The organism is Cellulomonas aerilata (assembly GCF_007991755.1).
In the GTDB taxonomy this organism is placed as follows: Bacteria; Actinomycetota; Actinomycetes; order Actinomycetales; family Cellulomonadaceae; genus Pengzhenrongella; species Pengzhenrongella aerilata.
In genome coordinates this window covers 47697-70440 of record NZ_BJYY01000017.1, presented here as the reverse complement: position 1 = coordinate 70440, position 22744 = coordinate 47697, and the positions used below count along the sequence as shown (strand labels likewise).

Sequence of the window (22744 nt, the reverse complement as noted above, 5' to 3'; positions counted from 1 at the left end):
CCGCCGTGCGGCGCAGGTCAGACCGGCAGCGGGTGCGCGGCCTGCGCCGTGCGCAGCTCGTCGACCAGCCGCCCCGTGGGCAGCTCGACGTCGTCGTAGGTGAGCACCGCGTCCTGCGGCAGGTCGCGTCGCAGCCGTGCGCCCTCCGCGACGCCGACCGGCAGCAGCCGCTCGGACGCGGTCACGTCCGCCCGCTCGGCCTCGCCGTAGTAGTGGTACCCGCCCAGACCGTCGAGCACGGTGCCGGCCGTCAGCGCCGTCTTCGCGAGGGTGACGACCTCGACGGCGGGACGCGGCCCGAGCGGCTTGATGGTCGCGTCGCCGAAGAGCGCCGCGCGCGCGATGGTCGTCGGCACCTCGAAGTGGCACAGGTGGTACGGCGTGTAGAAGCTGTAGAGCGGGCCGGTCCCCAGCTTGTACAGCTCGAGGTAGTGCTGCTGCCTCGGGTCGTCGTGCGTCGCGAAGACGTACACGCCCGGCCCCGGCTGCGCCCCGACCACGTAGTCGACCGCACCCCCCAGGGCGCGGAGCTCGTCGACGTCGTAGTGGGCGGTGAGGGTGTCGATGTGCTCGCGGTGGTCACGTCCGAGCATGCCCCGGCGGTGCACGCTCATCCCGGTCGCGTTCGCCACGATGGCCTGCTCGATGCTGATCTTCGTGCCGTCGGCGAAGCTCGTGACCATGTGCGGGTCCTGACCCCACCGGCGGGCGAAGCCCTCCTGCGTGGTGGGGTTGCGGTACGGGTCCTGCAGGCCCTTGATGTTGCCCGCCACCAGCGGCGTCAGGCCGAGCCCACGGACGAACCGCACCAGGTTCATCTGAACGCCCGGCTGGTCGCCGTCGGCGCCGGTGTAGACGACACCGGCCGCGTCGGCGCGGCGCGCCAGCTCCGGCCCGACGGTCGCGTCGACCTCGGCGTTGAGCAGGACGAGGTGCTTGCCGTGCTCGAAGGCCTCGAGCGCGACGTGCGCACCGAGCTCCACCGCGCCGGTGACGTCGACCACGACGTCCACGCCGTCGGCCGACACCACGGCCCGGAAGTCGGGGCTGACCACGGGGGTGCCGGCGCGGATGGCGCGCTCGACCGCGGCACGGTCGTCGGCGAGGACGGCGCCGGACGCACCGGCCTCGTCGAAGGCGCGCACGCCCTGCTCGGGCCGGCGTGCGGCGATGGCGACGAGCTCCATGCCGGGCACGGAGTTGACGATCTGGTTCACCAGGCCCCGGCCCATGAACCCGGCGCCGACCATCGCGACGCGGACCGGACGACCGTCCCGCCGGCGGGCCGCCAGAGCGGCGTCGACGAGGATCATCGGGCCACCTGCTCGCAGGTGCGGTCGCGGTCGGCCGCGCGCTCGGCGAGCGTCGGCCAGGCGGCGTCCTTGGCCGAGATCGTGGCGACCTCCAGCGGCCACGCGATCGCGAGGTCGGGGTCGTCGTAGCGGTACCCCTCCTCGCCGCCCGGCGCGTAGGGACCGCTGACCTGGTAGGTCACCTCGGTGTCGTCGACGAGGGTCTGGTAGCCGTGCGCCACGTACGGCGGCACCCACAGCGCGCGCCTGTTGGCCGCGGACAGCTCGACCATGACGTGGCGCCCGTACGTCGGGGAGCCCGGCCGCACGTCCGCGGCGACGTCGACGATCGCCCCGGCGATGCAGCGCACCAGCTTGCCCTCGGCGTGCGGGGGCACCTGGCGGTGCAGGCCGCGGACGGTGCCGGCGCGGACGTTGGCCGACAGGTTCGCCTGCACGACACCGACGTCGATCCCGTGCGCGGCGAACTCGTCGACGTCGAAGGTCCGGGCGAACATGCCCCGGTCGTCGCCGTGGGGCTCGAGGTCGATGATCCAGGCGCCCTCGACGGCGGTGGGGGTGAACTTCATGCGGCGACCTTCCAGAAGAGCTGCTCGTCGACCTGACCCGTCCGGATCAGGTGCTCGATCTGCTTGAGCCGGGTGTGCCCGCGGCCGGTGAACGTGGCGGCGTCGAGGTCGATGTCCTCGAACACCCGGCGCAGCTGGGCGGCGCCCTTCTGGGCGTCCCACTCGCAGGCGTAGCCGGGCAGGACCGACCGGATCTTGTCGAACGCGACGCGGTAGCTGCGGTTGTCGGCGCTCGGGTCGCCGAAGGAGACCTCGCAGCCGGGGAACTCCCCGGCGACGATCTCGGCGATCTGCCGGACGGTGTAGTTCTGCTCCTCGCTGCCCACGTTGAGCACCTGGGCGTGGACGTCCTCGCGCGGCGCGGCCAGCACCATGCGGATCGCGCGGGCGATGTCCAGGCCGTGCACGAGAGGACGCCACGGCGTGCCGTCGCTGGTCATCGCGATCCTGCCCTCGGTCCAGGCGAGCCCGGCGAGGTTGTTGAGAACGATGTCGAAGCGCATGCGGGGCGAGGCGCCGAAGGCGGTCGCGTTCCGCAGGAAGGTCGGGGAGAAGGTGTCGTCGGCCATCGGGGTGACGTCCCGCTCGACGAGCGCCTTGCACCGGGCGTACGCCGTCTGCGGGTTCGTCGGCGCCGTCTCGTCGACCGTGCCGTCGGCGACGCCGTAGACGCTGCACGACGACATGTAGACGAACCGGCTCACACCTGCCTGCTTGGCCAAGTGGGCGAGCCGGACGGACCCGTGGTGGTTGATGTCGTAGGTGACGTCGCCGATGAGGTCCCCGATGGGGTCGTTGCTCAGCTCGGCCATGTGGACCACGGCGTCGACGCCCTCCAGGTCGCCGACCTCGAGGTGCCGGATGTCCCGGACCAGGGTCTCGGGGGTGCGGGGCGAGCCGTTGTACAGCCAGCCCTGCTTGTAGAAGCCCGTGTCCACGCCGAGGACGTCGTGGCCCTCGGTCAGCAGGGTCGGGGCGAGCAGCGATCCGAGGTACCCCTCGGTGCCGGTGACGAGTACGCGCACCGCGTCAGTCCTCCCAGGTCTTCCAGGGCGCCACTCCGGCGTCCCACAGCGTGTTGAGCTCGGTCCAGTCGCGGAAGGTGTCCATGCCCATCCAGAAGCCCTCGTGCTCGTAGACCGACAGCTGCCGGTCGCGCGCGAGCTGCTGCAGCGGCGCGGCCTCGAGCATCATCTCGGGCGCCTCGTCCGGCACGTACTTCTCCACGAACTCGCGCTCGAAGAGGAAGAAGCCGCCGTTGACCCAGCCGTCGGCCAGGGTCGGCTTCTCGTTGAACTCGACCACCGTGGTGCCCTCGACGTGCATCTCGCCGTACCGGCTGCTGGGGTGCACGCCGGTCAGGGTCCCCATGAGGTTCGCCTCCTGGTGGTGCTCGAGCAGCGAGGTGACGTCGACGTCACCGATGCCGTCCCCGTAGGTCAGCGCGAAGCGCGGCGCGTCCAGGTGCTGCGCGACGCGTCGCAGACGGGCGGCGGTCCCGGTGGTGAGGCCGGTCTCGACGAAGGTGATCTCCCAGTCGACGTCGCCGGCGGTGTTGTGGAACTCCGGCTCGTGGTCGCCACCGAGGCGGAGCGTGAAGTCGGAGGTCAGGTGCCGGTAGTCCAGGAAGTACTGCTTGATGAGCTCGGACTTGTACCCCAGCGCCAGGACGAACCGGCGGAACCCGTGCGCCTCGTACGTCTTCATGATGTGCCACAGGATCGGGCGGCCGCCGATGTCGACCAGGGGCTTGGGCAGGCTCTCGCTGGCCTCGCGCAGGCGGGTACCCATCCCGCCGCACAGGATGACCACGGGGATGTCGCTCGGGGAGATGGCGGGGGGCATGGTTCGTCCTCGGAAGTGAGAAGAGGGGGGAGTCGACGCGACGGCGGGCCGACGTCCCAGGGTCGCAGCAACGGAACGCGGTGGTGCATCCCGGACGGGCTCCTCACCCGATCGCGGGCCGATTTCACCCGCGTTCGTGGGCGAGCGTGGGGCGGCTCGCGGCCGGCCCGTCGGAGGCTCGACCGTGGCCCCGGTCAGCCGGTCAGCCGGTCAACCGGTCAGCCGGGAGCGTGCTGGGCGCCGGCGACGAGCGAGCGGTCCACCTGCGCGAGGGACGCGGCGCCGGCGAGCGCCATGACGTGGGCGAGGTCGTCGCCGAGGGACCGCAGCGCGGCCGTGACGCCGTCGGCGCCGTCGGCGGCCAGGCCCCAGATGACCGGACGCCCCACCAGGACCGCGGACGCGCCCAGCGCGAGCGCGACCAGGCAGTCCAGCCCCGAGCGGAGGCCGCCGTCGACCAGGACGACGCCCCGGTCGCCCACCGCGTCCACCACGCCGGCCAGCGCGAGCGCGCTCGGCAGCGACCGGTCGAGCTGGCGCCCTCCGTGGTTCGACACGACGACGCCGGCGGCACCGGCGTCCAGGCACGCCCGTGCGTCGTCCCCGCGCAGGACGCCCTTCACCAGCACCGGCAGGCCGCTGATCCGGTGCAGCCAGCCGATCACGTCGAGCGTCACGGTGGGGTCCTGCTCCGCGGCCGCGCGCGCCTGCGCCGACCCGACGCCGGCGAGGTGCCGCTCGAGGTTGACGAGGTAGCTGTCGTCCGGGATCGCGATGCGGGTGCCGGTGACACGACGCTTGAGGCCCACCACGGGGGTGTCCCCGGTGACCACCAGGGCCCGGGCCCCGGCGGCGACAGCGCGCTCGACGAGGCGGCGGGTCAGGTCGCGGTCGCGCATCACGTACACCTGGAACCACCACGGCCCGCCGATCTCGGCGGCGATGTCCTCCAGCGGGGCGCCGGCCCGGGTCGAGACGCCGTACAGGGTCCCGGTGGCGCGAGCGGCCCGCGCGATCGCCAGCTCGCCGTCCGGGTGGGCCAGGGTCTGGAACGCCGCCGGCGCGATCGCGACCGGCGACGCGAACGCGTCCCCGAGCAGCCGGGTGCGCAGGTCCACCGTGCCGACGTCGCGCAGGACCCGCGGGAGCATGCGGAACCGGGACCACGCCTCGGCGGCCTCGTCCACGGTGCGCTCGTCCCCCGCGCCGGACGAGTAGTACTCGAACACCTCGCTCGGCAAGGTCTCCGCTGCGGTCCGCAGGTGGCCGTCGAGGACGGTCAGGCCCATCAGACGGTGCTCGCCCTGCGCGCCGGCTCGGGCCCGGGTGCCGGTGCGGGCGCCGATGCCCGTGCGGGGCTGCGGCGGACGCTCACCTCGCCGCGCGCGAGCTCGACGGCGGTCCGGGCGAGGTTGCGGGCCAGCTTGGGTCCGTGGGACACGGTCCAGCCGCCCATCGTCGCGAGGACGCGCGCGCGGTCCTCGGTGCGCAGCGGCGCCCGGAGGGCCGCCTCCAGGTAGCCGCGACCGAGCCGCCACTCCGGGAACACCGGCCGGCCCACGAGGCCCGGGTTGAACCACGCCACCCGGGACCGTGCCGTCGGGTACGCGTGGACCGAGCGGCCGGAGTGCTGGCGCCGGTGGAACAGGACCCGCGGGTCGTCGGCCAGGCGGCCCTGCAGGGACAGCTCGGCCAGGAGCACCCGGTCGGACTCGGGGTACATGCCCAGGCCGTGGGTGGACGCGAGGAGCTCGGTCCGCATGAGGCCGAAGATGCTGAAGCACTCGTGGTTGCGCCGGGACAGGTCGGCGAATCGCACCGCGACGTCCGGGTGGTCGGCACGGATGCCCTGGTCGCCCCAGAGCTTGATCCGGTTGCCGTCCTCGTCGATGTCGTCTGTCGCGGTGTGGGCGACGGCGACGGTCGGGTCCTCGAGCAGGGCGAGGACCGCCGTGAGGTAGCGCGGGTCGTGGACGTCGTCGGCCGCGGCCCACTTGAAGTAGCGGGCGCCCGGGTGGCGGAGCGCGAAGACCGCGTTGAAGTTCGCGGCGCCCCCGCGGTTGACCGGCTGACGCACGTAGCGCACCCGGGGGTCGCGCGCGGCGATCTCGCGGCAGAGCCGCTCGGTCCCGTCGGTCGACCCGTTGTCGGAGACCACGACCTCGAGGTCGGTGACCTCCTGCGCGAGCAGGGACTCCAGTGCGGCGACGATGAAGGTCTCGGCGTTGTAGGCCGGGACCCCGATGGAGATCAGCGGGGCGCGACCGTCGTGGATTCTTGGCACGGCGACACCGTATGCCGGGGCAACGATGACAGCCGCAGCACGGACCGAATCTCACCCGCTCCGTCCGGCACTCGGGTCCCATCGGGTGACGGTGCGAGGAGCCGGCCGCGTGCGCAGGTCACCGCCGTGCCGACCGTCGCGCCGGCTCAGGTCGCGGGCGAGGCGCGACGGCGGCCGTCGCGCACCTCGGCCGCCACCCCGTTGCTCCAGCCGAGCTGGAAGAGGGTGGCGGCGACGTGGCTCCGGCCGCGCAGGACGGACCTGACCAGCCGGGGTGCGAAACGGAGCCGTTGACGCGCGGACGGGGCGGAGGGCTGCTCGGGCCAGCCCTCCGGCCAGCGCCGGGCCAGCGCGACGAACCCCCCGCCGTACCCCCGCCCCTGGCGGTAGAGCCCGAGGAGGTCCGTCCGCGCGCGGTAGTGCACGACGGCGTCCGGCACCCAGACCGGCTCGATGCCGACGGCCCGCAGGCGGTACGCGAAGTCGTTGTCCTCCCCGCCCCACGGCAGGTCCTCGTCGTAGCCGCCGACCTCCAGCGCCACCGATCGTCGGACGCCGGTGTTGGCGGCGAAGGGGTACGGCCACGGCGGCCCGGGGACGAGCACGGACCAGCCGTCCTTCTGCACGCGCCCCCGTGCCCGGGCGGCCCAGGTCGGGTTGAGGCGGTCCCACTCGAGCGGGCCGCCGACAAGCGCGTGGTGCTCGAGCGCGTCCGCCATGGCGGCGGCCCAGCCGGGGCTGACCACGTCGTCGGCGTCGCAGAACGCCACGGACGGCGACCGCGCGGCGCGCAGGCCGGCGTTGCGGGCGTGGGAGGCGCCGGCCCGGTCACGGGCCTCGAGCAGGCGCACGCGCGGGTCCCGCCCGGCGTACGTGCGGACGAGGTCGGGCGTGCCGTCGGTGGAGCCGTTGTCCACGACGAGGACCTCGAAGTCCTCCAGGCCGACCTGGGCGAGGAGCGCGTCCAGCTGCTGCCCGACGACGCCGCGGCCGTCCTTGACCGGGATCACCACCGTCAGCCGCATGCGATCGTCCCGTCGTCGGTCCAGCGGGGTCACTGTAGGCGTGGGGGCGGGTCGTCGCCCGGCGCACGGCGGGCAAGTCCCCCAGAAGAGGAGGGGAAGGGAGGGGCGGAAGGGGGCACCGGCCCGCAGCGGCTGGTCACGACGGGGACGGTGCTGCCCGTCCGCCGCACCGCGCCGGCATGGGTCAGCGCGCGGTCGGCCGCAGCACCCGGAACGTCCGCGGCAGCGTGAGCAGGTCCGCGACGACGTCACGCAGGCGGTCGGCCACCCGGGGGCTCCCGGACTGCACCGGTGCCCCACGCACGTCGCGCGTCGCGGCGACGTCCTCGGGGGTGATCCGGTCCACCACCAGGACGGCGAGGCCCAGCTCGTCGAGCTTCCTCGCCAGCTGGAGCTGGTGGTCGTCGACGTGCTCGCCCAGTGCCCGGCGGCGGGCGAAGATGATCGGTCGCTTGCCGGCCCGGATGGCCGACGCGACGGCGCCGGCGCCCCCGTGCGAGACGACGATCGCGGCGGACTCCATCGCCTCCTCGAACGCCTCGCGCGGCATGAACTCGACGCTCGTCAGCGGGCCGTCGAGCTGGTCGGCCACCCCCCGCTGCACGAGGACCGGCTGCGGGAGGAGCCCGTCCTGCGCTGCGGTCCGGACGGCCCCCAGCATCCGGGGAAAGGCCTGGTCGTGGGACCCCACGGTCACGAACGTGCCGGTCCCGCCCGGCCGGGGACTGCCGATGTCCTCCAGCAGCGCCGGACGGCACACCTCCGCCCGGGGGTAGACCCGGGCGAGGTCGGGCCACTGGACCAGGACGGCGTCGGCCATCCGCGCCAGCAGCCGGCCGGAGGTGCTGCCGCTGGTGACGCGGGCCATCGTCTCGACGTGCACGAGCCGGGCGCCCAGGAGCCGCGACGCCACGCAGAACGGCACCGCCAGCCCCGCCCCGCTCGTCACCACGACGCTCGGCCGCTCACGGACGGCCGCGAGCACGCCGGCCAGGACGGACCGAGGGCTGACGCTGCCGCGGTCGAGCCGGGGGAGGGTGACGACGCGCTCGCCGCGCCCTCGCAGTCGGGCAGCGGCGACGCCCTCGCTCGTCAACCACGTCCGCTGCACGCCGTCCAGCTCCGGCGCGACGACCTGGAGCAGCTCGAGGTGTCCGCCGAGGGAGGCGACGAGATGGACGCGGGCGATGTCGGTACCTCCTGATCGGGTGCAACGGGTCAGGGCGCAAGCATGGCGTCCCGGACGCTAGCAGCGCGCACCGAGCGCGTCGCCGACGTCACCCGTCCGTACGCATCTGCGGGTGAGTGAGGCGGTCGGCACGCTCTCCGGTGCGAAACCGGGCCGGTCGTGAAGTAGACATGGACCGTGGGCCGTCCTGCGGCCCGCGCCGAGGTGACCGCACGTCGCTCTTCGGGTCACCTTCATCAACACAGGGAGACGTCGTGGTACTGCAGAGACCGGCGGTCAAGCGGGTCACGCACAGCGAGCTCCGGGCCATGTGCGTCCAGCTCGCGGACCGGATCCGGCCGTTCGACCCCGACCTCGTCGTCGGGATCGCGACCGGCGGCGCGGACGTCGCCGAGGCGATCGCCCAGGCGCTCGGAGGACGCACGGTGGCCATCGTGAAGAGCCAGCGGCCGGGCACGCTGATCAAGCAGAGCCGGCCCGTCTCGCGCCTGCTCGCCTCGCTGCCGGAGCGGGTCGCGAACCTCGCCCGCTGGTTCGAGGTCGAGTACCGCGAGGTCGCCTACTACGTGCACGTCCGCCGCCACGGCTCCGACCAGGCGGAGGTGCAGGGGCGCATCGTGGACCGCGAGTCGCTGGCCCGCGCCGTCGCGGGCGCCGCCCGCGTGCTCGTGGTCGACGACACGCTCGACTCGGGGCAGACCCTGCGGGGCGTCGTGGACGCGGTCAAGGACGCCAACCCCCAGGCGCAGGTCCGGACCGCGGTCATCGCGACGACCTGGCGCCGGCCGCCCGTGCACCCCGACTACGTCCTGCGGCCCCGGCTGCTCCTGCGCCTGCCGGGGAGCTTCGATGCCTGAGCAGCGCGGCGGGGTGCTCGCCACGGACCTCGACGGCACAGTCGTCGACGTCAACACGTTCCCGTACTTCGTGCGCTTCCTGACCCGCCGGCTGGTGGCCGAGCGCAGGCCCGCCGCGCTGGGCGCGCTCGTCGCCGCCGGGGTGCTGCGCAAGCTGCACGTGCTCCCGCATCACGCGTTCAAGCGCCTGGTGTGCGACCTCGGTGCCGGCGTCCCCGCCGACCAGGTGGCCGACTGGGCCCGGACGATGCTCGCCGAGCACGGCCACCCGGAGGTCGTGGCGATGGTCCGGGAGTGGGAGGGTCGGACGATCCTGACCACCGCCGCACCGCAGGTCTACGCCGACCACCTCGCCGCCGCCCTGGACATCCCGGAGGTTCACGCCAGCTACGTGCGGCAGCGGACGCTCGTGAACAACGAGGGCCCGCAGAAGACCGTCCGCCTGCGGGCGGCGGGGCTGGACCGCGTGGACGTGTTCCTCACCGACGACACCGTCATCGACCTGCCGATGGCCGAGCTGGCGGACGTCGTCTACGAGGTCCGGCACGGTGGCCGGATCCGCGAGTTCGAGGTGCGCCCGGGCAGCGGGGCCGGACCGGCCTGAGGCCGGCCGCGCACCCCGTCCGGGTGCGCAGCCCCCGCCGCCCCGGGTGCGCAGCCCCGCCGCCCCGCGCGGCGGCGCTCACCCCAGGCGCAGAGCGGACCTCAGTCCGGCGACCTGCTCGGCCCACCGCTGCTCCTGCTCACGCAGGGCGACGTCGAGGACCTCGGGCCCGTCCAGCAGGGCCTCCCGCACCGCCGCGGCGAGACCGCTCGACTCGTTCGGCGTGTGGTGGGCGGTCGGGAAGACGGCGCGCAACGAGGGCCAGTCGGTGGTCACCAGCGGTCGGCGGGCGTACACCGCCTCGTACGCCGACCGCATGATGGACGTCGGCTCCGTGGTCAGAGACATCACGACGTCGGCCCGGGCGAACTCGGCGGCGTAGGCCGCCGGGCCGAGGAAGCCCACGAAGTCCACGTTCGCGGGCGCGCTCTCGCGCAGGCCGGGCGGGCACCGGTCCAGGTCCCCGGTGAGGGCGACGTCGATGTCGGGCAGCAGCGCCGCCGCCCGGACGACCTCCTCGACCGGCTCGTCCTTGGCGAAGACGCCCACGTAGAGCACGCGACGGCGAGCTCGGCCGGGAGCCGCGGGGACCTGCCACAGCGGCGGTGCCTCGTGCACCACCAGGCCGCGGCCGCCCCAGGACTCGACCTGCTCGGCGTAGGAGTCGACGGTCACCATGACGGCGGAGGCACGGCGGGCGAGCCACTGCGTCACGGCGAGCATCCGTCGCGCCACCGCGTTCCCCATGTCGCCGAACGAGCCGGGGTGGCTGTCCAGCACGAACGGGCGCCGGGTCAGGGCGCTGTACGCGGCCACGGTGAGCCCGGGGAACACCGGCGGGTTCGTGACGATGACCGACCTCGGGCGCAGGCGGACCAGCCCGGCGACCGTCTGCAGCAGGCTGAGCACGTACCGCACCAGGAACAGGTGGCGCCGCGTCAGCCCGGCGGGGTAGACGTGCAGGGGGCGACCGCCGAGCGCGTGGGCGATCTCCTCGGCGCGGCCGCCGTGGCGCTGCCAGGTTACGTGGACGACGTCAGGACGACCGCCGCGACGGGGCAGCGGGCTCTGGGTGCGGGGCAATGTACGGTCCTTCGGGTCGTCGACCAGGCGTGCGGGCGCCCTGATGCTCTCACCACCGCCCCGGAGCCGGCGTCGGCCTACGCCCTTTCGGGGGGTGCGGGCGGGCCCGCCCCGGCTCCCCGGCGGGCCTCCTGTGAACGCGCTGCGCGTGACGGGTGAAGATGCTCCTGCGACCGGGTGAACTGCCCCGACGCGTCCGGGGACGGCCTGAGGACCTGCAGTAGTCTGGGATCTCATCGCCGCGTGGGCGTTCGACGCCGCCCGAGAGGCGGGTGTCCGGCTCGACCACCGTGTGCTGCGGCCTGCGGGGCCGAACCTTGCCGGCCCGCCACCACAGAGGAGTACGCGTGAATCAATCTGCCTCCCCGAGCACCCACGTGTGGAGCGCCCTGCGCCGCTTCTGGTGGGTCGTCCTCGGCATCACCGTCCTGACGGCCGCCGCGGCGAGCGCGAGCGCACCGTTCGTCCCGACCCCGCAGTCCACCGCGGAGGGACGGTTCCTGGTCCCGGTGCGGGTCGTCGAGCGGCCGGACCCCGCGTCGCCGCTGCGGACCACGACACCCAACGACGCCCAGCTGCTCGCGCGGACCTACGCCGTCATCCTCCAGACCGACCCCAGCATCCTCGACTCGGTGAGCCTGCAGACCGGCGCCTCGCGCGACGAGCTCGCGGCGAGCATGAGCGTGGAGGCCGTCGAGTCGACCGCCGTGGTCGAGGTGAGCTTCACGGCTGCGGACGAGGCTCTCGCCCGCGCCTACTTCACCAGTCTCAACACCGCCCTGACGAGCGGCGTGACCCCGAACATCCCGGTCGGCAACCTCATCCTCCTGCAGGACGCCCAGGTGAGCTCGGAGGGCGGGCTGAACGTGTCCAACCGCGCCGTGGGGATCGTCGCCGGCCTGCTGCTGGGTCTCGCGGTCGCCATGCTGCTGGAGCGCCTGGACTCGCGCATCCGGTCGGGGGTCGACCTGCGCTCGATGACCGAGCTCCCGGTCATCGACCTCTCCCGGAGCAGCAACCGGGTCGCCGGTGACGTCCTCGCCCTGCGTGCGCTGCGGCTGGCGCCGGACGTCCGCGAGGTGGCGATCGTGGCCACCGACCGTGCGTCGGCGCGCATCGCGGCCGACCTGGCGGACATCCTGCACGTGGCCAACCAGAACCTCAGCCGCAGCGCCACCGACGGCGACCCGATCCCGCACGCCACCTGGACCGCGCACGGCGTGCTCGGCTCGGGCAACGAGGGCGAGCTCGGTGTCCAGCGCTCCGACGCCACCGTGCTGGTGCTGCCCGCCGGGACGCCGGTCCGCTCGGCCGACCGGGCGCTGATGCGCCTGCGTTCGCTCGACATCACCTCCGTCGCGGTGGCGCTCACGCCGGCCCCGCGCCGCTGGGCACGTGCCCGCGCCGCGACCCTCGCAGCGGCGGCCTCGGCGGCCCCCGCCGCGGACGACCACCCCGAGGTCGAGCGCCCCAAGGCGCGGGACCTCGCCGGGCGGCCGTGACGTCAGTCCGGCCGGACCAGCTCGAGCGGACCCTCACCGAGCAGGACACCGGTGACGGGGACGGTGGTCCGGGTCCGCTGATCGCCACGCTGGTGGCCGCGGCCGTCGCCGCCGTCGTGGTGGGCCTCACCTCGGTGGTGCACCCGCTCGCCCCGCTCGGGGCGGTGCTGGCCATCGTCCTGATCGGGCTGATCTGGCGCCGGCCCCTCGTGGCCTCCGTCGTCGTCGCGTCGGTCGTGCCGGCGATGGCCGGCCTCGGCCGCGACTTCCCGGTCCCCGGCTTCAAGCTGTCCGAGCTGCTGCTCGTCGTGTGCCTCGTGCCCCTCCTGGTGCGACGGCTCGGGCGGTGGCGCCGGATCAACGCGGTCGACGTCTCGCTCGCCGCGGTCGCCGTGTTCGGCCTGGTCGTGGGCGTCGTCAACGGGATCCGGGGCGACCTGGAGCTCGCCGTCCTGCTCCGGGACGCCCTGTTCCCCGCCTTCACCTTCGCGACCTGGTGGGTGGTCTCGCGCGGCATCTCGAGCCGGGCGGAGACGAACGTCGTGCTGCGCTGGGTGCTGCTGGTGAGCATGGTCCCGGCGCTGCTCGGGCTGCTGCAGTTCGTCGACGCCCCCGGCGTCCGGGACATGCTCCTCACCTCGGTCGGCTCCGGGCTCCAGCCCGAGCCGGGAGAGCTGACGCCCCGGATCACCGGTCCGTTCACGATCGCCCACTCGCTGGGTGGCTACCTCGTGGTGCCGCTGCTGATCGCGGCGGTCCTGCTGCTCCGCGACAACACCGAGGTCCTGCGGCGACGGGGACTCGTCGCGGTGCTGGCCATCGACACCGCGGCACTCGTCCTGTCCGTCACCATCACGACCCTGCTCTGGGTGATCGTCGGGTTCCTCGTCGCAGCGGTGGTCGTCGGGCGGTTCCAGCGCGGCTTCATCGCGCTCGTCCTGGGCGCCGCGCTGTGCACCGCGCTGTTCTGGCCGTCGCTGGTGGCCCGGTACGAGCAGCAGACGACGCCGACGAGCGCGACGGGCATGAGTGACGGCGTGGTTCCGCAGACGCTCGCGTTCCGCATCCAGGTGTGGCAGAACGACTACATCCCGCTCCTGGCCGAGGCGGCGCCCCTCGGGCTGTCCGTCGGGCCGAACGACGTCGCGTTCAAGTTCACCGAGAGCCAGTACATCACCCTGATCCTGCGGGGCGGGGTGGGCCTCCTGCTGGTCACGGCCATCTCCCTGATCGTCCTGGCACGTCGGTCCTGGCGGGCCGCACGGATGGAGGACGGCTCGGTCCGGGCGGCGTCGGCGGCCGTGTTCGGCGTCCTGGTGTTCCTGCCGGTCGCCTGCCTCATCTGGCCCTACGTCACCAACGCCGGGACGCCGCAGTCGCTCTTCGCGGCGGCCGGGGCGGTGGTCGGGCTCGCCGGCAGCAGGCCGGAGCCGGCGGTGGCCCGGCAGCTCGCCATCCGGCGGCGGCTCGGCGCGAGCGCCTGAGCCGGTCGCCGTCGCGAGGCCCCCGGCCCGGCGCCGGGGGCCTCGCGCGCGCCGACCGCAGCCCGGTCGCGGCTCCACCCCACGCACCCCTTCGTGCACCAGCCTGAGGAGCGGCCCATGGTCGACACCGGAACGTCCGTCCGACCCGTCCACGACGACGGCTGGCCCACGGCCCCGCGCAGGGGCCGTCGCCTCGTCGTCACCGTGGTCGCCGCCGTCGTGGCGCTGGCGGTGCTGGCGACGGCGCTGCTGCTCGGCGTGCGCGCGTGGCGCGGCGGGGCGGAGCAGGCGGGGGTGCCGGGCCGGCTCACCTGGGCCCCGCCGACGCTCGAGGACCCGGTCACCGTGGACGTGACCGAGGACAACCGCGACCTCCAGCTCGAGCCCGACCAGGACTACATCGTCCGGATGCCGGACGAGCCGCTCGACGTGCGAGGTGGCCTGGTGATCGTCGGCGGCCGCGACGTCGTGCTCCGGGGCGGCGAGATCCGCATCACCGAGCCGGGCGAGGACACCACCGAGGTCCGTGGCCTGCTGCTCAAGGACCAGACCGGCACCGCCCACGTCGAGGGCCTGTACATCACCGGTCCGGAGCTCGCCGAGGGCATCGACCTGGACCAGCGCGTGGGCGGGACGGTCCAGCTGCAGAACATCCGCATCGACACCGTCCACGGCGCCGAGGAGAGCCACCACGCGGACGTCATCCAGTCGTGGGCCGGGCCGGCGGTGCTCCGGGTCGACCGTCTCACCGGTCGCACGAACTACCAGGGGCTCTTCCTCCTGCCCCGGCAGTTCCTCGAGGAGGACCCCGACACGGTCGACCTGCGGCACGTGAACATCGTCGGCGAGGGGGGCGCGCGCTACATGCTCTGGCGCGACGGCGGCGCGTGGGACGTCGACGTCCGGGACGTGTGGGTGGCGCCCCCGACGGACGGCGACTTCGCGGACGAGCGTGACCCGGAGGCGCTGACGTGGGCGACGGACGACGCGGAGGGCAGCTGGGCCGAGGTCCGGGTCGGCGTGCCGCCCGGCGGCGACTTCGTGCCGGACGGCCGCGCGGGGCTCGGGTACGAGTCGCCGGGCTACCTCGACGGCGACGGTGAGTAGCGTGCGGTCTGGCAGGATTCGGCCATGACCTCCCCTCTGCCGGATCCGGCGCGCCCGGACCCCGACATCTCCGTGCTCGTCCCCACCCGCAACCGGCGGGAGTCCGTCGTGGCCGTGGTCGAGGCGCTGCTCGCCGACGACGTGGCCTCCAGCGAGATCGTGGTCGTCGACGACGGCAGCACGGACGGCACCTCCGAGGCGCTGCAGGCTCTCGCCGAGCGGGACGCCCGGGTGGTGCCGCTGCGCCAGGAGCACGGCGGCAAGCGTGCGGCGGATGCCCGCGCCATGGCGCGCGCGCGAGGACGGGTCCTGGTCTTCCTGGACGACGACGTGCTGCCGGCGCCCGGTCTGCTGCGCGGGCACCTCGCCGCGCACGAGGGCCGGGACGACCAGGTCGTCGTCGGCTACATGCCGACCGCCGTCCCGGAGAACGCCACGGGCGCCGCCTTCGCGACGATCATGTACGCGCAGGAGTACGAGGGCCGCTGCCGGATCTACGAGAGCGACCCCACCGACGTCCTTCAGCACCTGTGGACCGGCAACGTGTCGATGACCCGGGCCGGCTACGAGCGGGCGGGCCTGGGCACCCTCGAGGAGTTCGGGTACCGCCACGAGGACCGCGAGACCGGGCTGGCCTGCGCGGCCGCCGGGCTGGTCGGCGTGTTCGACCGCAACCTGCGGTCGACGCACCGGCACTCGCGCACCGTGGACCAGTTCCTGCGGGACAGCTGGCGCGAGGGCGCCGGCCGCGCCGAGCTGTCGCTGCGGCACCCGGACTCCGCCGCCGAGGACGTCGACGTCTACACCGCGGGGCTGCCGGCGCCGGTGGCCGTGGTCGTGGGGGCGAGCCGTCGTCCGGCCGTGCGCCGCCTCGTGCTCGGAGCGCTGATCCCGGCGCTGCGCGCCAGCACCCGCGTGCCGGACCCGCGGGTCGCGGTCGCCGTCGCGCGGCTGGTGCGCCGCATCGTGCAGCAGCAGGGGACGCTGGACCACCTCGAGCGGGCCGGTCACCCCGCTCTCTGACAGAAGACAACGACGGGCACGGGGTAGGCGACCCCGTGCCCGTCCTCGTCCGGCGTCGTGCGGCGTGGATCAGCGGCGCCCGGAGCCGCTCGGTCCCGGGCGCCGCTGAGGGCCGTCCCGTCGGCTCAGAGGTAGCCGGGCGAGACGTACGCCGTGCCGGCGCGGGTCGCCGGCACGAAGTCGCCGGTGGACGGGGTCCCGACCTTGACGTAGCCGAAGCCGTAGGTGGTGTTGTCCGGGCGCAGCCACTGCCCCCGCGGGAGCCCGGTGATGGACGGCTTCCCCCAGACGTTCGTGATCTTCATCGGCCACGTCTTGCCGTCCCGCCACATCAGGTAGCCGCTGCCGGTCCGACCCACGATGTTGATGTTGCGCAGGTCGAACAGCTTGGGGCTCGGCGAGCCGAACTGCGTGGGCTGGAACATGAAGCCCTGGTAGGTCGTGTAGCCGGTCAGCCGGTCCACCCGCAGGGTCGCCGGTCCGCCCCACGTCTGCAGGACGTCGGCGTGGTGCCCGTTCAGGCTGCCGTACACGGTGTCGACGCGGATGTTCTGCAGCTGGACCGTGCCCCCGGCGCGCTGGTCGAGGTTGATGCCCTCCGCCAGGGTGCTGCCGGTGATCTTCAGGCCCTCGACGTGCAGCGTGCCCGTCTGGTTGACGAGGTACAGGCCGCGCTTGTCGTTGGCGACGGAGCTGGTCCGGGTGCTGCGGATCTCGCCGCCGATCAGGACGACGTTGCGACCGCCGGCGATGGTCAGGCCCCCACGGACGTCGAGCGGCGTCGTCGGCATCTTGATGATGTAGTCCCTGCCGGCGGCGAGGGACAGGTTGTGCTTCGTCGAGGAGACGGTCACCGTGGTGGGGCTGGTCAGCGCGGGCGGCCGCCACGTCAGCTTGGGCGACGTCGTGGTCGTGGCCAGGGCTGCGTCGAGGGTCCCGGCGGCAGACGGGGTCACCGCGTGGGCCGGCAGGGCGGCGGCGACGAGCATCGTCCCCAGGACTGCGGCGGCGGTGAGGCCGCCGGTCACCCGGGAGCGCAGGCTGGGCCGATGGGGTCGAGCGGCGGGCACGTTCGTGAGGCGTCGGGGCACGAGGACTCCGTGTCGTCGGAGGACCGTGCAGCGCACGGTCCACAGGGGAGGGCAGCACTTGCCCCCCGACAAGGTGCCCCCGATGGGCGCGGTCACGGTACGGGCACGATTCGGTCTCAGGCAAGACGCAAACCGCAATCACGTTGTACGTTGAGAGATTTCGCACGTCGGGGCAGCGGACGGGTTTCCCCGTCCGCTGCCCCGGTGGGCCGTGCTCCGTGCATCGCCGAGCGCGGTCGGGAGGTCAGCGGAGCGTGACGAACCCGTCGCTCGTGACGTTGCCCGTCCAGCCCACCACCACGACCTTCACGGTGTGGGTGCCGGAGGTGTCCCAGCTGCGCGTGAAGACGGCCGACCGGTTGACGGTGGTGGGCGACGCGAGGTCCACGGTCGCCTCCTTGACCCCGTCGACGTAGACGTCGGCGCGCCCGCCGGACGCCTCCAGCGACGCGATCCACGCGACGCTGCTGCCGGTGAAGCTGTGGCTCATCGAGGCGCCGCCCCGGTTGCTGCGCAGCGCCGTGCCGCCGAGGTACTGCGTGGTCCCCGTCCGCCACCAGTACTCGTACCGGGTGGTGTCGCCCTCCGGGACGAGGGTGACCGTGGCGTCGGCGGACGACGTCCCGACGTTGCCGGCGGCGTCGTGCGCCCCCACGGTCCAGGTCGAGGCCCCGGGGAAGGCGACGTGGTCGGCGGTGGTGACGTCCGGCGCGTACGCCCCCGTGACGGGCTGGAGCACGGTGGTGCCGCTGACGCCCACGTCGTCACCGACGGCCCATCGCACGGTCACCGGGACTGCGCCGGCGGCGCTGACGTCCCCGGTCCGCAGGCGCAGGACCGGCGCGGCGGTGAACGTCGGCGCCGTGGTGTCGGCGACCGTGGCGGCTGCGCAGCCGAGCGCGGTGTCCTCGCCCGAGCCGATGTCGACCGCGACGGCGCAGACCTGGTGCGTGCCGGCCGGCAGGGGCACGACGGTGTCGAAGCCGGTGAGCGGGGCGGCGCCGGGCTCGGACCCCGTGGTGCGCGCTCGGTCGGCCACGACACGGCGGGTCGTGCCGCCGACGGAGAGGTCGACGGACACCGGGCCGGTGGTGTCGCGGTCCGTGGCCCAGCCCGTGACCCGCAGACCGCCGGGGACCGGCGTCACGGCCTCCAGTGCGCCCACGGGCGGGTTGACCGCGACGACCTCGGCGAGCACGTCCCGCGCGGGGTCGGTGGCCGGGGGCGTCGTGGTGGCGTAGCCGGGGGAGGTGTAGCCCAGGCCCACGTCGGCGAGCGGGACGAACTCGCCGACCGGGGGCGCGCCGACCTTGACCAGCGGCCAGCTGGCGGTGCCCTGCGCCGTGCCCTTGGGCCACAGGAACCCGTCGCGCCAGGACGGGTTCCTCGGGGCGACGTACACCTCGGAGACGGTGAGCGGCCAGGCCTTGCCGTCGCGCCAGATCATGTACGCGCTGTCCGGGGTCCCGTGGATGTCGGTGCGGCGCAGGTCGTAGAGCTCGGGCTGCGCCGCGCCGTACTGCGTCGGCAGGAAGAACAGGCCCTGGTACTGGGTGTGGCCCGTGAGGCCGTCCACCCGCAGGATCCGCGGGCCTGCCCAGGTCTGGATGACGTCGGCGTGGTGCCCGGCCTCGTAGCCGTGCACGAGGTCGACCCGGATGTTCTGCAGCTGCACGGTGGCCTGGGCGGCGTCGATGTTGATGCCCTCCTCCAGGCCGGGGCCCGTGATGTGCAGCCCCTCCACGTGCACCGTCCCGGTCTGGCCCTTGAGGAGCAGGCCGCGTCCCGCGTGCACCGTGCCGGTGATGGCCTCGGCGGGGAGCTCGATCCGGCCGCCGATCAGCACGACGTTGCGCCCGCCGCTGACGATCAGGCCGTCCAGCCCGGTCAGCGGTGTCGCGGGCATCGAGACGACGTAGTCCTTGGTGTCGTCGAGCTTCAGGTGCCGGTTCGTGGCCGAGACCTTCACCGTGGTGGGTGCGGTCAGTGCCGGCGGCTGCCAGGTCAGCGGCGAGCGTGTGCTCGGGACCGACGACGTCGCAGGGGTGGACGGGGCGGCGTCCGTGGCGGTCGCACCCCCGGCCGGCACGCCCACGAGCGTGACGGCGGCCACCAGAGCGGCGGCGGCACGGCGCAGCGGGCGGGTCGCGGGTCGCCGAGGGGTGCCGCTGCGGTGGGACGTGAGCGTGCGGAGCATGGGAACAGTCCTCGGGTGGGCGGTGACGGCTGGGTCCAGCCGCTCACCCGACCCATCGGTCCCCGGGGTCCCGATTGAGCGCTCGACGTCCGGGGGCGGACGGCAGCGGGGGTTGTTCACACGGTCGGCAGAGCCCGTTACCGCGTCCGGGGGACGGCCGTTCGGGGGGTGCGCGTCGCCCGGTCGCTCGGTGACGAGACGGGTCACGGGTGCCGCGCGGCGAACCGGGCCGGCTCTCGGCCCGCACGGGCTCCCGACTGCCTGGGGACGCGACCGCCCGGGGACGCGACGAGGCGGCCCGCCGGAGCGAGCCGCCTCGTGGTGGAGCTGCGGCGTCGCCGCCGCCGGGGTGTCAGCGGGTGTAGCCCGGCGACGCGTAGCCCAGCCCGGCCCTGCCGACGGGGACCATGTCCCCGGTGGCCGGCTTGCCCGAGAGGACGCCGGACCAGTTGCCCATCAGGTACTGGCCGCGGCCGACCCCGACCTGCGAGGTGGAGGCCCAGACGTTCTGGGTCGTCGCGGGCCAGGTGCCGTTGTCACGCCAGAAGAGGTACGCGCTGCCGGTCGTGCCGACGATGTTGACGTTGCGCAGGTCGAACAGCTGCGGCGCCGCCGTGCCGAACTGCGTCGGGAGCAGGAACAGCCCCTGGTAGTTGGTGTAGCCGGTCAGTCCGTCGATGCGCAGGACCTTGGGGCCCGCCCACGACTGGATGACGTCCGCGTGGAGCCCCGCCTGGGTCCCGTGGACGGTGTCCACCCGGATGTTCTGCAGCTGGACGGTGGCGCCCAGGCGCTGGTCGATGTTGATGCCCTCGGCGAGGGTGCCGCCGGTGATCCGCAGCCCCTCGATGTGCACGGTGCCGGTCTGGTCCTTGAGCAGCAGGCCTCGCAGGGACTCGGAGGTGGTGCCCACCTGGGAGATCTTGACCTCGCCGCCGATCAGCACGACGTTGCGGCCGCCGCTGAGGATGAGCCCCTTGAGGCCCTCGAGCGGGGTGCTGGGCATCTTGATGATGTAGTCCTTGCCGGCCTCCAGGCGCGGCTGGCGGTTGGTGGCCGAGATGGTGATGGTGGTCGGGCTCGTCAGCGCGGGCGGCGCCCACGTCAGCGTCCTCGCCGTGGTGGTGGCGGTGTCGGCGGTCGGGGTGCCCGAGGTCACCACGGCGGTGCGGCACGGGAAGGTCTTGTCCTGGCCGGGCCCGACGTTGACCACCGTGACGCAGACCGTGTGGCTGCCGGTCGGCAGGGGCAGCACCGTCTCCCAGCCCGTGGCAGGTCCGAACTGCGGGAACACCTTCGGGACGTCGGGCCGGGCGACGCCGGTCTGGATCTGGGTCGTGGCGCCCCCGACGGTGATCTTCACCGTGAGCGCGCTCGTCGTGTCGGCATCGGCGGCCCAGCCGCGGACCTTCAGCCCGCCGGACACGGCCGTGGCCCCGTCGAAGTTGCCGTGGGGCGGGCCGGACGGGATCGTCTGGGCCTGCGCGGCGGTCGCGGTCACACCGGTGAGGAGGGCGCCGGCGACGGTGGCGGCCGCGAGGCCCGCCGTCAGGCGCCGCGCCGTGGACAGCGCGCGCGAGGCGCGGGCGTGCGGGGACAGCGTTCGGTGCATCGTCTTCTCCGTGTCGTTTCGGTGGCCTGGCGAACCGCGTGGGTCCCATGGCTTTGCGTCCCCGCCTCGCGACGGGTCTGCCCTTTCGTGGACACAGAAGTGATCGGCCGAACGGGTGGACGTGGAGGTGAAATCCGGTGTGACCTGTGCCACAACCGCTCGAGGATCAGGCCGCCTTGGTGCGTGACCTGCGCTGCAGGACCCCGCGGGCGATCCCGACCAGCTCCATGGCGACCGGGCGGGCCACCAGCATGACGACGCCCGCGTAGACGACCAGCCCGACGACGACGGCGAGGGCCACGTAGGCCACGCCCTCCAGGCCGAGCAGCGCCTCGGCCGCCACGACGGCGGCAGCGGCCAGGCCGCCGGCCAGGAACACCGCGGCGGTGGGCGCGAAGCCGCGCGCCGGCACGTGGAGCAACCGGCGCACGAGCAGGAGCCGGACCGGGACGGCCAGAGCCATCGAGATGCCGACACCGATGGCCAGCTTCACCAGGTCGTCGTGGAACATCACCGCTAGCGTCAGCTGGATGACCAGGAACACCGTGGTCACCCACAGCTCGGCGCCCGGGTGGCCCGTGGCCAGCAACGCCGACCGGTCGAAGTTCCCGACGGTTTGCAGCAGGGCCGACAGGGCCAGGATCGACGCCACCGTCGTGGTCGGGGTCCACTGGTCACCGAAGACCGCGGGCACGACGTCCTTGCTGACCAGCGACGTCAGGACCAGCGCGGGCACGAGCACCAGGGCGGTCAGCGCGCGGGTGGTCCCGACGGCGCGGGCCAGCCGCTCGGGCGCGTCCTGCAGGCGCGCGAACAGCGGGTGCGCCACCGCGCCGACCACGGACGAGAACACGTCGACGACGACCCCGACGAGGCGGCCGGCCACCGTCCAGAACCCGAGGGTCGTGGGGCCGGCGAGCGCCCCGATGATGAAGAGCTCACCCTGCGTGCGCACCTGGGTCTGCAGGTTCACCGCCAGCGCCTTGCTGCCGTACGCCGTCATCACGCGCGCCTCGGCACGGTCGAAGTACCAGCGGGGACGGAAGTCGCTGGTGACCCACAGCGCGATGAAGGACACGACCGCGCGGGTGAGCGACTGCCCGACCAGGGCCCACACGCCCGCCCCGCCGACGGCCAGCCCGATGGCGACCGCGATGGAGATCGCCGTCGCGGTCATCTGACGCATCGCGAGCTGCTTGAACCGCATCTCGCGGGACATGAGCGCCGCGGGCACGACGGACATCCCGGCGATGAAGAGGTACACCGCGAGGGCCGGGAGCACACGGCGCAGCTCGGGCACGTCGAGCAGCTCGCTCGCCGGCGGCGCGAGGGCCACCAGGCCGACGGAGAGGAGCAGCGCCATGGAGGAGCTGACGATGAAGGCGGTGTGCACCGACGCGTCCGTCAGCTTCTTCTTCTGGACGAGATAGCCGGCGAAGCCGCCGTCGGCCACGGTCTCGAGGAAGCTGATGAAGGTCATGGCGAGCGCCACGATCCCGAACGCGAGGGGAGAGAGCAGATTCCCCAGGACGATGAAGCCGACCAGGGTGCTCAGCCGCACGGACCACTTCTCGACGGCGGTCCACAGCACGCCCGACACGGCACGCTCGCGCAGTCCGTCCCCGTCCCCGTCCCGGTGCCCGTCGGTCTGCGTGCGCCCGTCCGTGTTGGACGGGTCGGGCTCCGGCGGGACGAGCGGGGCCTGGTCGGGCTCGGGTGACGCGGCAGACCCCCCGGCGGGCGACGGGCGGTTCGTCACGCCGTCACCTGCGTCGGGGAGGCGACCGGCACGGCCCGGACCTGCTCGCGCAGCCGGCACCACGGCAGACCGCCGAGCACACGGCGACGCACCTCAGAGAGCACCTGTCGTTCCCTTCGTCGTGGCACGGACGCCGTGAGCGGCGGTGCCTGGCACCGGCCCGGTGCCGGCTGCGCGGTCCCGCCGCGGCGATCCCGCGG

The 22744-nt window shown here is 73.9% G+C and carries 19 protein-coding genes and 1 riboswitch; of the genes, 6 read left to right on the top strand and 13 right to left on the bottom strand.

Annotated elements, in window-relative coordinates:
• Window positions 1–17 precede the first annotated feature (17 nt).
• From CAE01nite_RS14040 to CAE01nite_RS14005, 8 genes are all read right to left on the bottom strand, one after another.
• Entirely contained in the window at window positions 18–1313 is a 1296-nt protein-coding gene (locus CAE01nite_RS14040) for an NAD(P)H-dependent oxidoreductase (RefSeq protein WP_146905823.1), read from the bottom strand.
• On the bottom strand, window positions 1310–1882 hold the full coding sequence (rfbC, locus tag CAE01nite_RS14035; protein ID WP_146905822.1) for a dTDP-4-dehydrorhamnose 3,5-epimerase: 573 nt from the start codon (window positions 1880–1882) through the stop codon (window positions 1310–1312). Before rfbC ends, CAE01nite_RS14040 begins: the two co-directional genes overlap by 4 nt.
• The gene (locus CAE01nite_RS14030) at window positions 1879–2907 is read right to left on the bottom strand and encodes an NAD-dependent epimerase/dehydratase family protein (RefSeq protein WP_146905820.1); all 1029 of its coding nucleotides are present in this window, start codon (window positions 2905–2907) and stop codon (window positions 1879–1881) included. The genes rfbC and CAE01nite_RS14030 overlap by 4 nt, the downstream gene beginning before the upstream one ends.
• Window positions 2908–2911: 4 nt before the next feature.
• A complete protein-coding gene (locus tag CAE01nite_RS14025) occupies window positions 2912–3727 on the bottom strand; it encodes a glucose-1-phosphate cytidylyltransferase (RefSeq protein ID WP_146905818.1) in 816 nt (271 codons plus the stop codon).
• Between the two features lie 218 nt (window positions 3728–3945).
• Window positions 3946–5016, bottom strand: a complete 1071-nt coding sequence (locus CAE01nite_RS14020) for an alpha-hydroxy acid oxidase (RefSeq protein WP_146905816.1) — start codon at window positions 5014–5016, stop codon at window positions 3946–3948.
• Window positions 5016–6011, bottom strand: coding sequence for a glycosyltransferase family 2 protein (locus CAE01nite_RS14015; protein ID WP_186816593.1), 996 nt, complete (start codon window positions 6009–6011; stop codon window positions 5016–5018). The genes CAE01nite_RS14020 and CAE01nite_RS14015 overlap by 1 nt, the downstream gene beginning before the upstream one ends.
• A 146-nt stretch (window positions 6012–6157) precedes the next feature.
• The gene (locus CAE01nite_RS14010) at window positions 6158–7036 is read right to left on the bottom strand and encodes a glycosyltransferase family 2 protein (RefSeq protein ID WP_146905812.1); all 879 of its coding nucleotides are present in this window, start codon (window positions 7034–7036) and stop codon (window positions 6158–6160) included.
• Window positions 7037–7220: 184 nt separating this feature from the next.
• On the bottom strand, window positions 7221–8147 hold the full coding sequence (locus CAE01nite_RS14005; RefSeq protein WP_146905810.1) for a glycosyltransferase: 927 nt from the start codon (window positions 8145–8147) through the stop codon (window positions 7221–7223).
• Window positions 8148–8479: 332 nt separating this feature from the next.
• Here CAE01nite_RS14005 and CAE01nite_RS14000 point away from each other — a divergent pair, with 332 nt between their 5' ends.
• Together CAE01nite_RS14000 and CAE01nite_RS13995 are read left to right on the top strand one after the other, a co-directional pair.
• The gene (locus tag CAE01nite_RS14000; protein ID WP_186816592.1) at window positions 8480–9082 is read left to right on the top strand and encodes a phosphoribosyltransferase; all 603 of its coding nucleotides are present in this window, start codon (window positions 8480–8482) and stop codon (window positions 9080–9082) included.
• Window positions 9075–9686, top strand: a complete 612-nt coding sequence (locus CAE01nite_RS13995; protein ID WP_146905804.1) for an HAD family hydrolase — start codon at window positions 9075–9077, stop codon at window positions 9684–9686. Before CAE01nite_RS14000 ends, CAE01nite_RS13995 begins: the two co-directional genes overlap by 8 nt.
• Window positions 9687–9764: 78 nt before the next feature.
• Here the strand turns inward: CAE01nite_RS13995 and CAE01nite_RS13990 are convergent, their stop codons facing one another.
• Entirely contained in the window at window positions 9765–10769 is a 1005-nt protein-coding gene (locus tag CAE01nite_RS13990) for a glycosyltransferase (protein WP_186816591.1), read from the bottom strand.
• Window positions 10770–11116: 347 nt separating this feature from the next.
• Between CAE01nite_RS13990 and CAE01nite_RS13985 the strand changes: the two genes are divergently transcribed.
• The 4 genes from CAE01nite_RS13985 to CAE01nite_RS13970 all read left to right on the top strand — a co-directional run bounded on the left by CAE01nite_RS13985 (window position 11117) and on the right by CAE01nite_RS13970 (window position 15885).
• A complete protein-coding gene (locus tag CAE01nite_RS13985) occupies window positions 11117–12271 on the top strand; it encodes a YveK family protein (protein WP_146905798.1) in 1155 nt (384 codons plus the stop codon).
• Window positions 12268–13755 carry a hypothetical protein gene (locus CAE01nite_RS13980; RefSeq protein WP_146905795.1) on the top strand — a complete coding sequence of 496 codons (1488 nt, stop codon included), beginning with the start codon at window positions 12268–12270 and terminating at the stop codon, window positions 13753–13755. Before CAE01nite_RS13985 ends, CAE01nite_RS13980 begins: the two co-directional genes overlap by 4 nt.
• A 117-nt stretch (window positions 13756–13872) precedes the next feature.
• Window positions 13873–14862: a hypothetical protein gene (locus tag CAE01nite_RS13975; protein ID WP_146905792.1), complete on the top strand. Its 990-nt coding sequence runs from the start codon at window positions 13873–13875 to the stop codon at window positions 14860–14862.
• Between the two features lie 24 nt (window positions 14863–14886).
• Window positions 14887–15885: a glycosyltransferase family 2 protein gene (locus tag CAE01nite_RS13970; RefSeq protein WP_146905789.1), complete on the top strand. Its 999-nt coding sequence runs from the start codon at window positions 14887–14889 to the stop codon at window positions 15883–15885.
• 125 nt (window positions 15886–16010) lie between these two features.
• On the opposite strand, the gene CAE01nite_RS13965 is transcribed toward CAE01nite_RS13970, so the two are convergent.
• From CAE01nite_RS13965 to CAE01nite_RS13950, 4 genes are all read right to left on the bottom strand, one after another.
• Window positions 16011–16976: a hypothetical protein gene (locus CAE01nite_RS13965; RefSeq protein WP_146905786.1), complete on the bottom strand. Its 966-nt coding sequence runs from the start codon at window positions 16974–16976 to the stop codon at window positions 16011–16013.
• A 244-nt stretch (window positions 16977–17220) separates the two neighbouring features.
• Complete coding sequence (locus tag CAE01nite_RS13960; RefSeq protein ID WP_146905783.1) at window positions 17221–19173, bottom strand: hypothetical protein; 1953 nt, start codon at window positions 19171–19173, stop codon at window positions 17221–17223.
• 352 nt (window positions 19174–19525) lie between these two features.
• Window positions 19526–20785 (bottom strand): hypothetical protein, encoded by a 1260-nt coding sequence (locus CAE01nite_RS13955; protein ID WP_146905780.1) that lies wholly within the window; start codon window positions 20783–20785, stop codon window positions 19526–19528.
• A gap of 17 nt (window positions 20786–20802) precedes the next feature.
• Window positions 20803–20877, bottom strand: a riboswitch (cyclic di-GMP riboswitch).
• 74 nt (window positions 20878–20951) lie between these two features.
• Window positions 20952–22544, bottom strand: a complete 1593-nt coding sequence (locus CAE01nite_RS13950) for a lipopolysaccharide biosynthesis protein (RefSeq protein ID WP_186816590.1) — start codon at window positions 22542–22544, stop codon at window positions 20952–20954.
• Window positions 22545–22744: the final 200 nt, after the last annotated feature.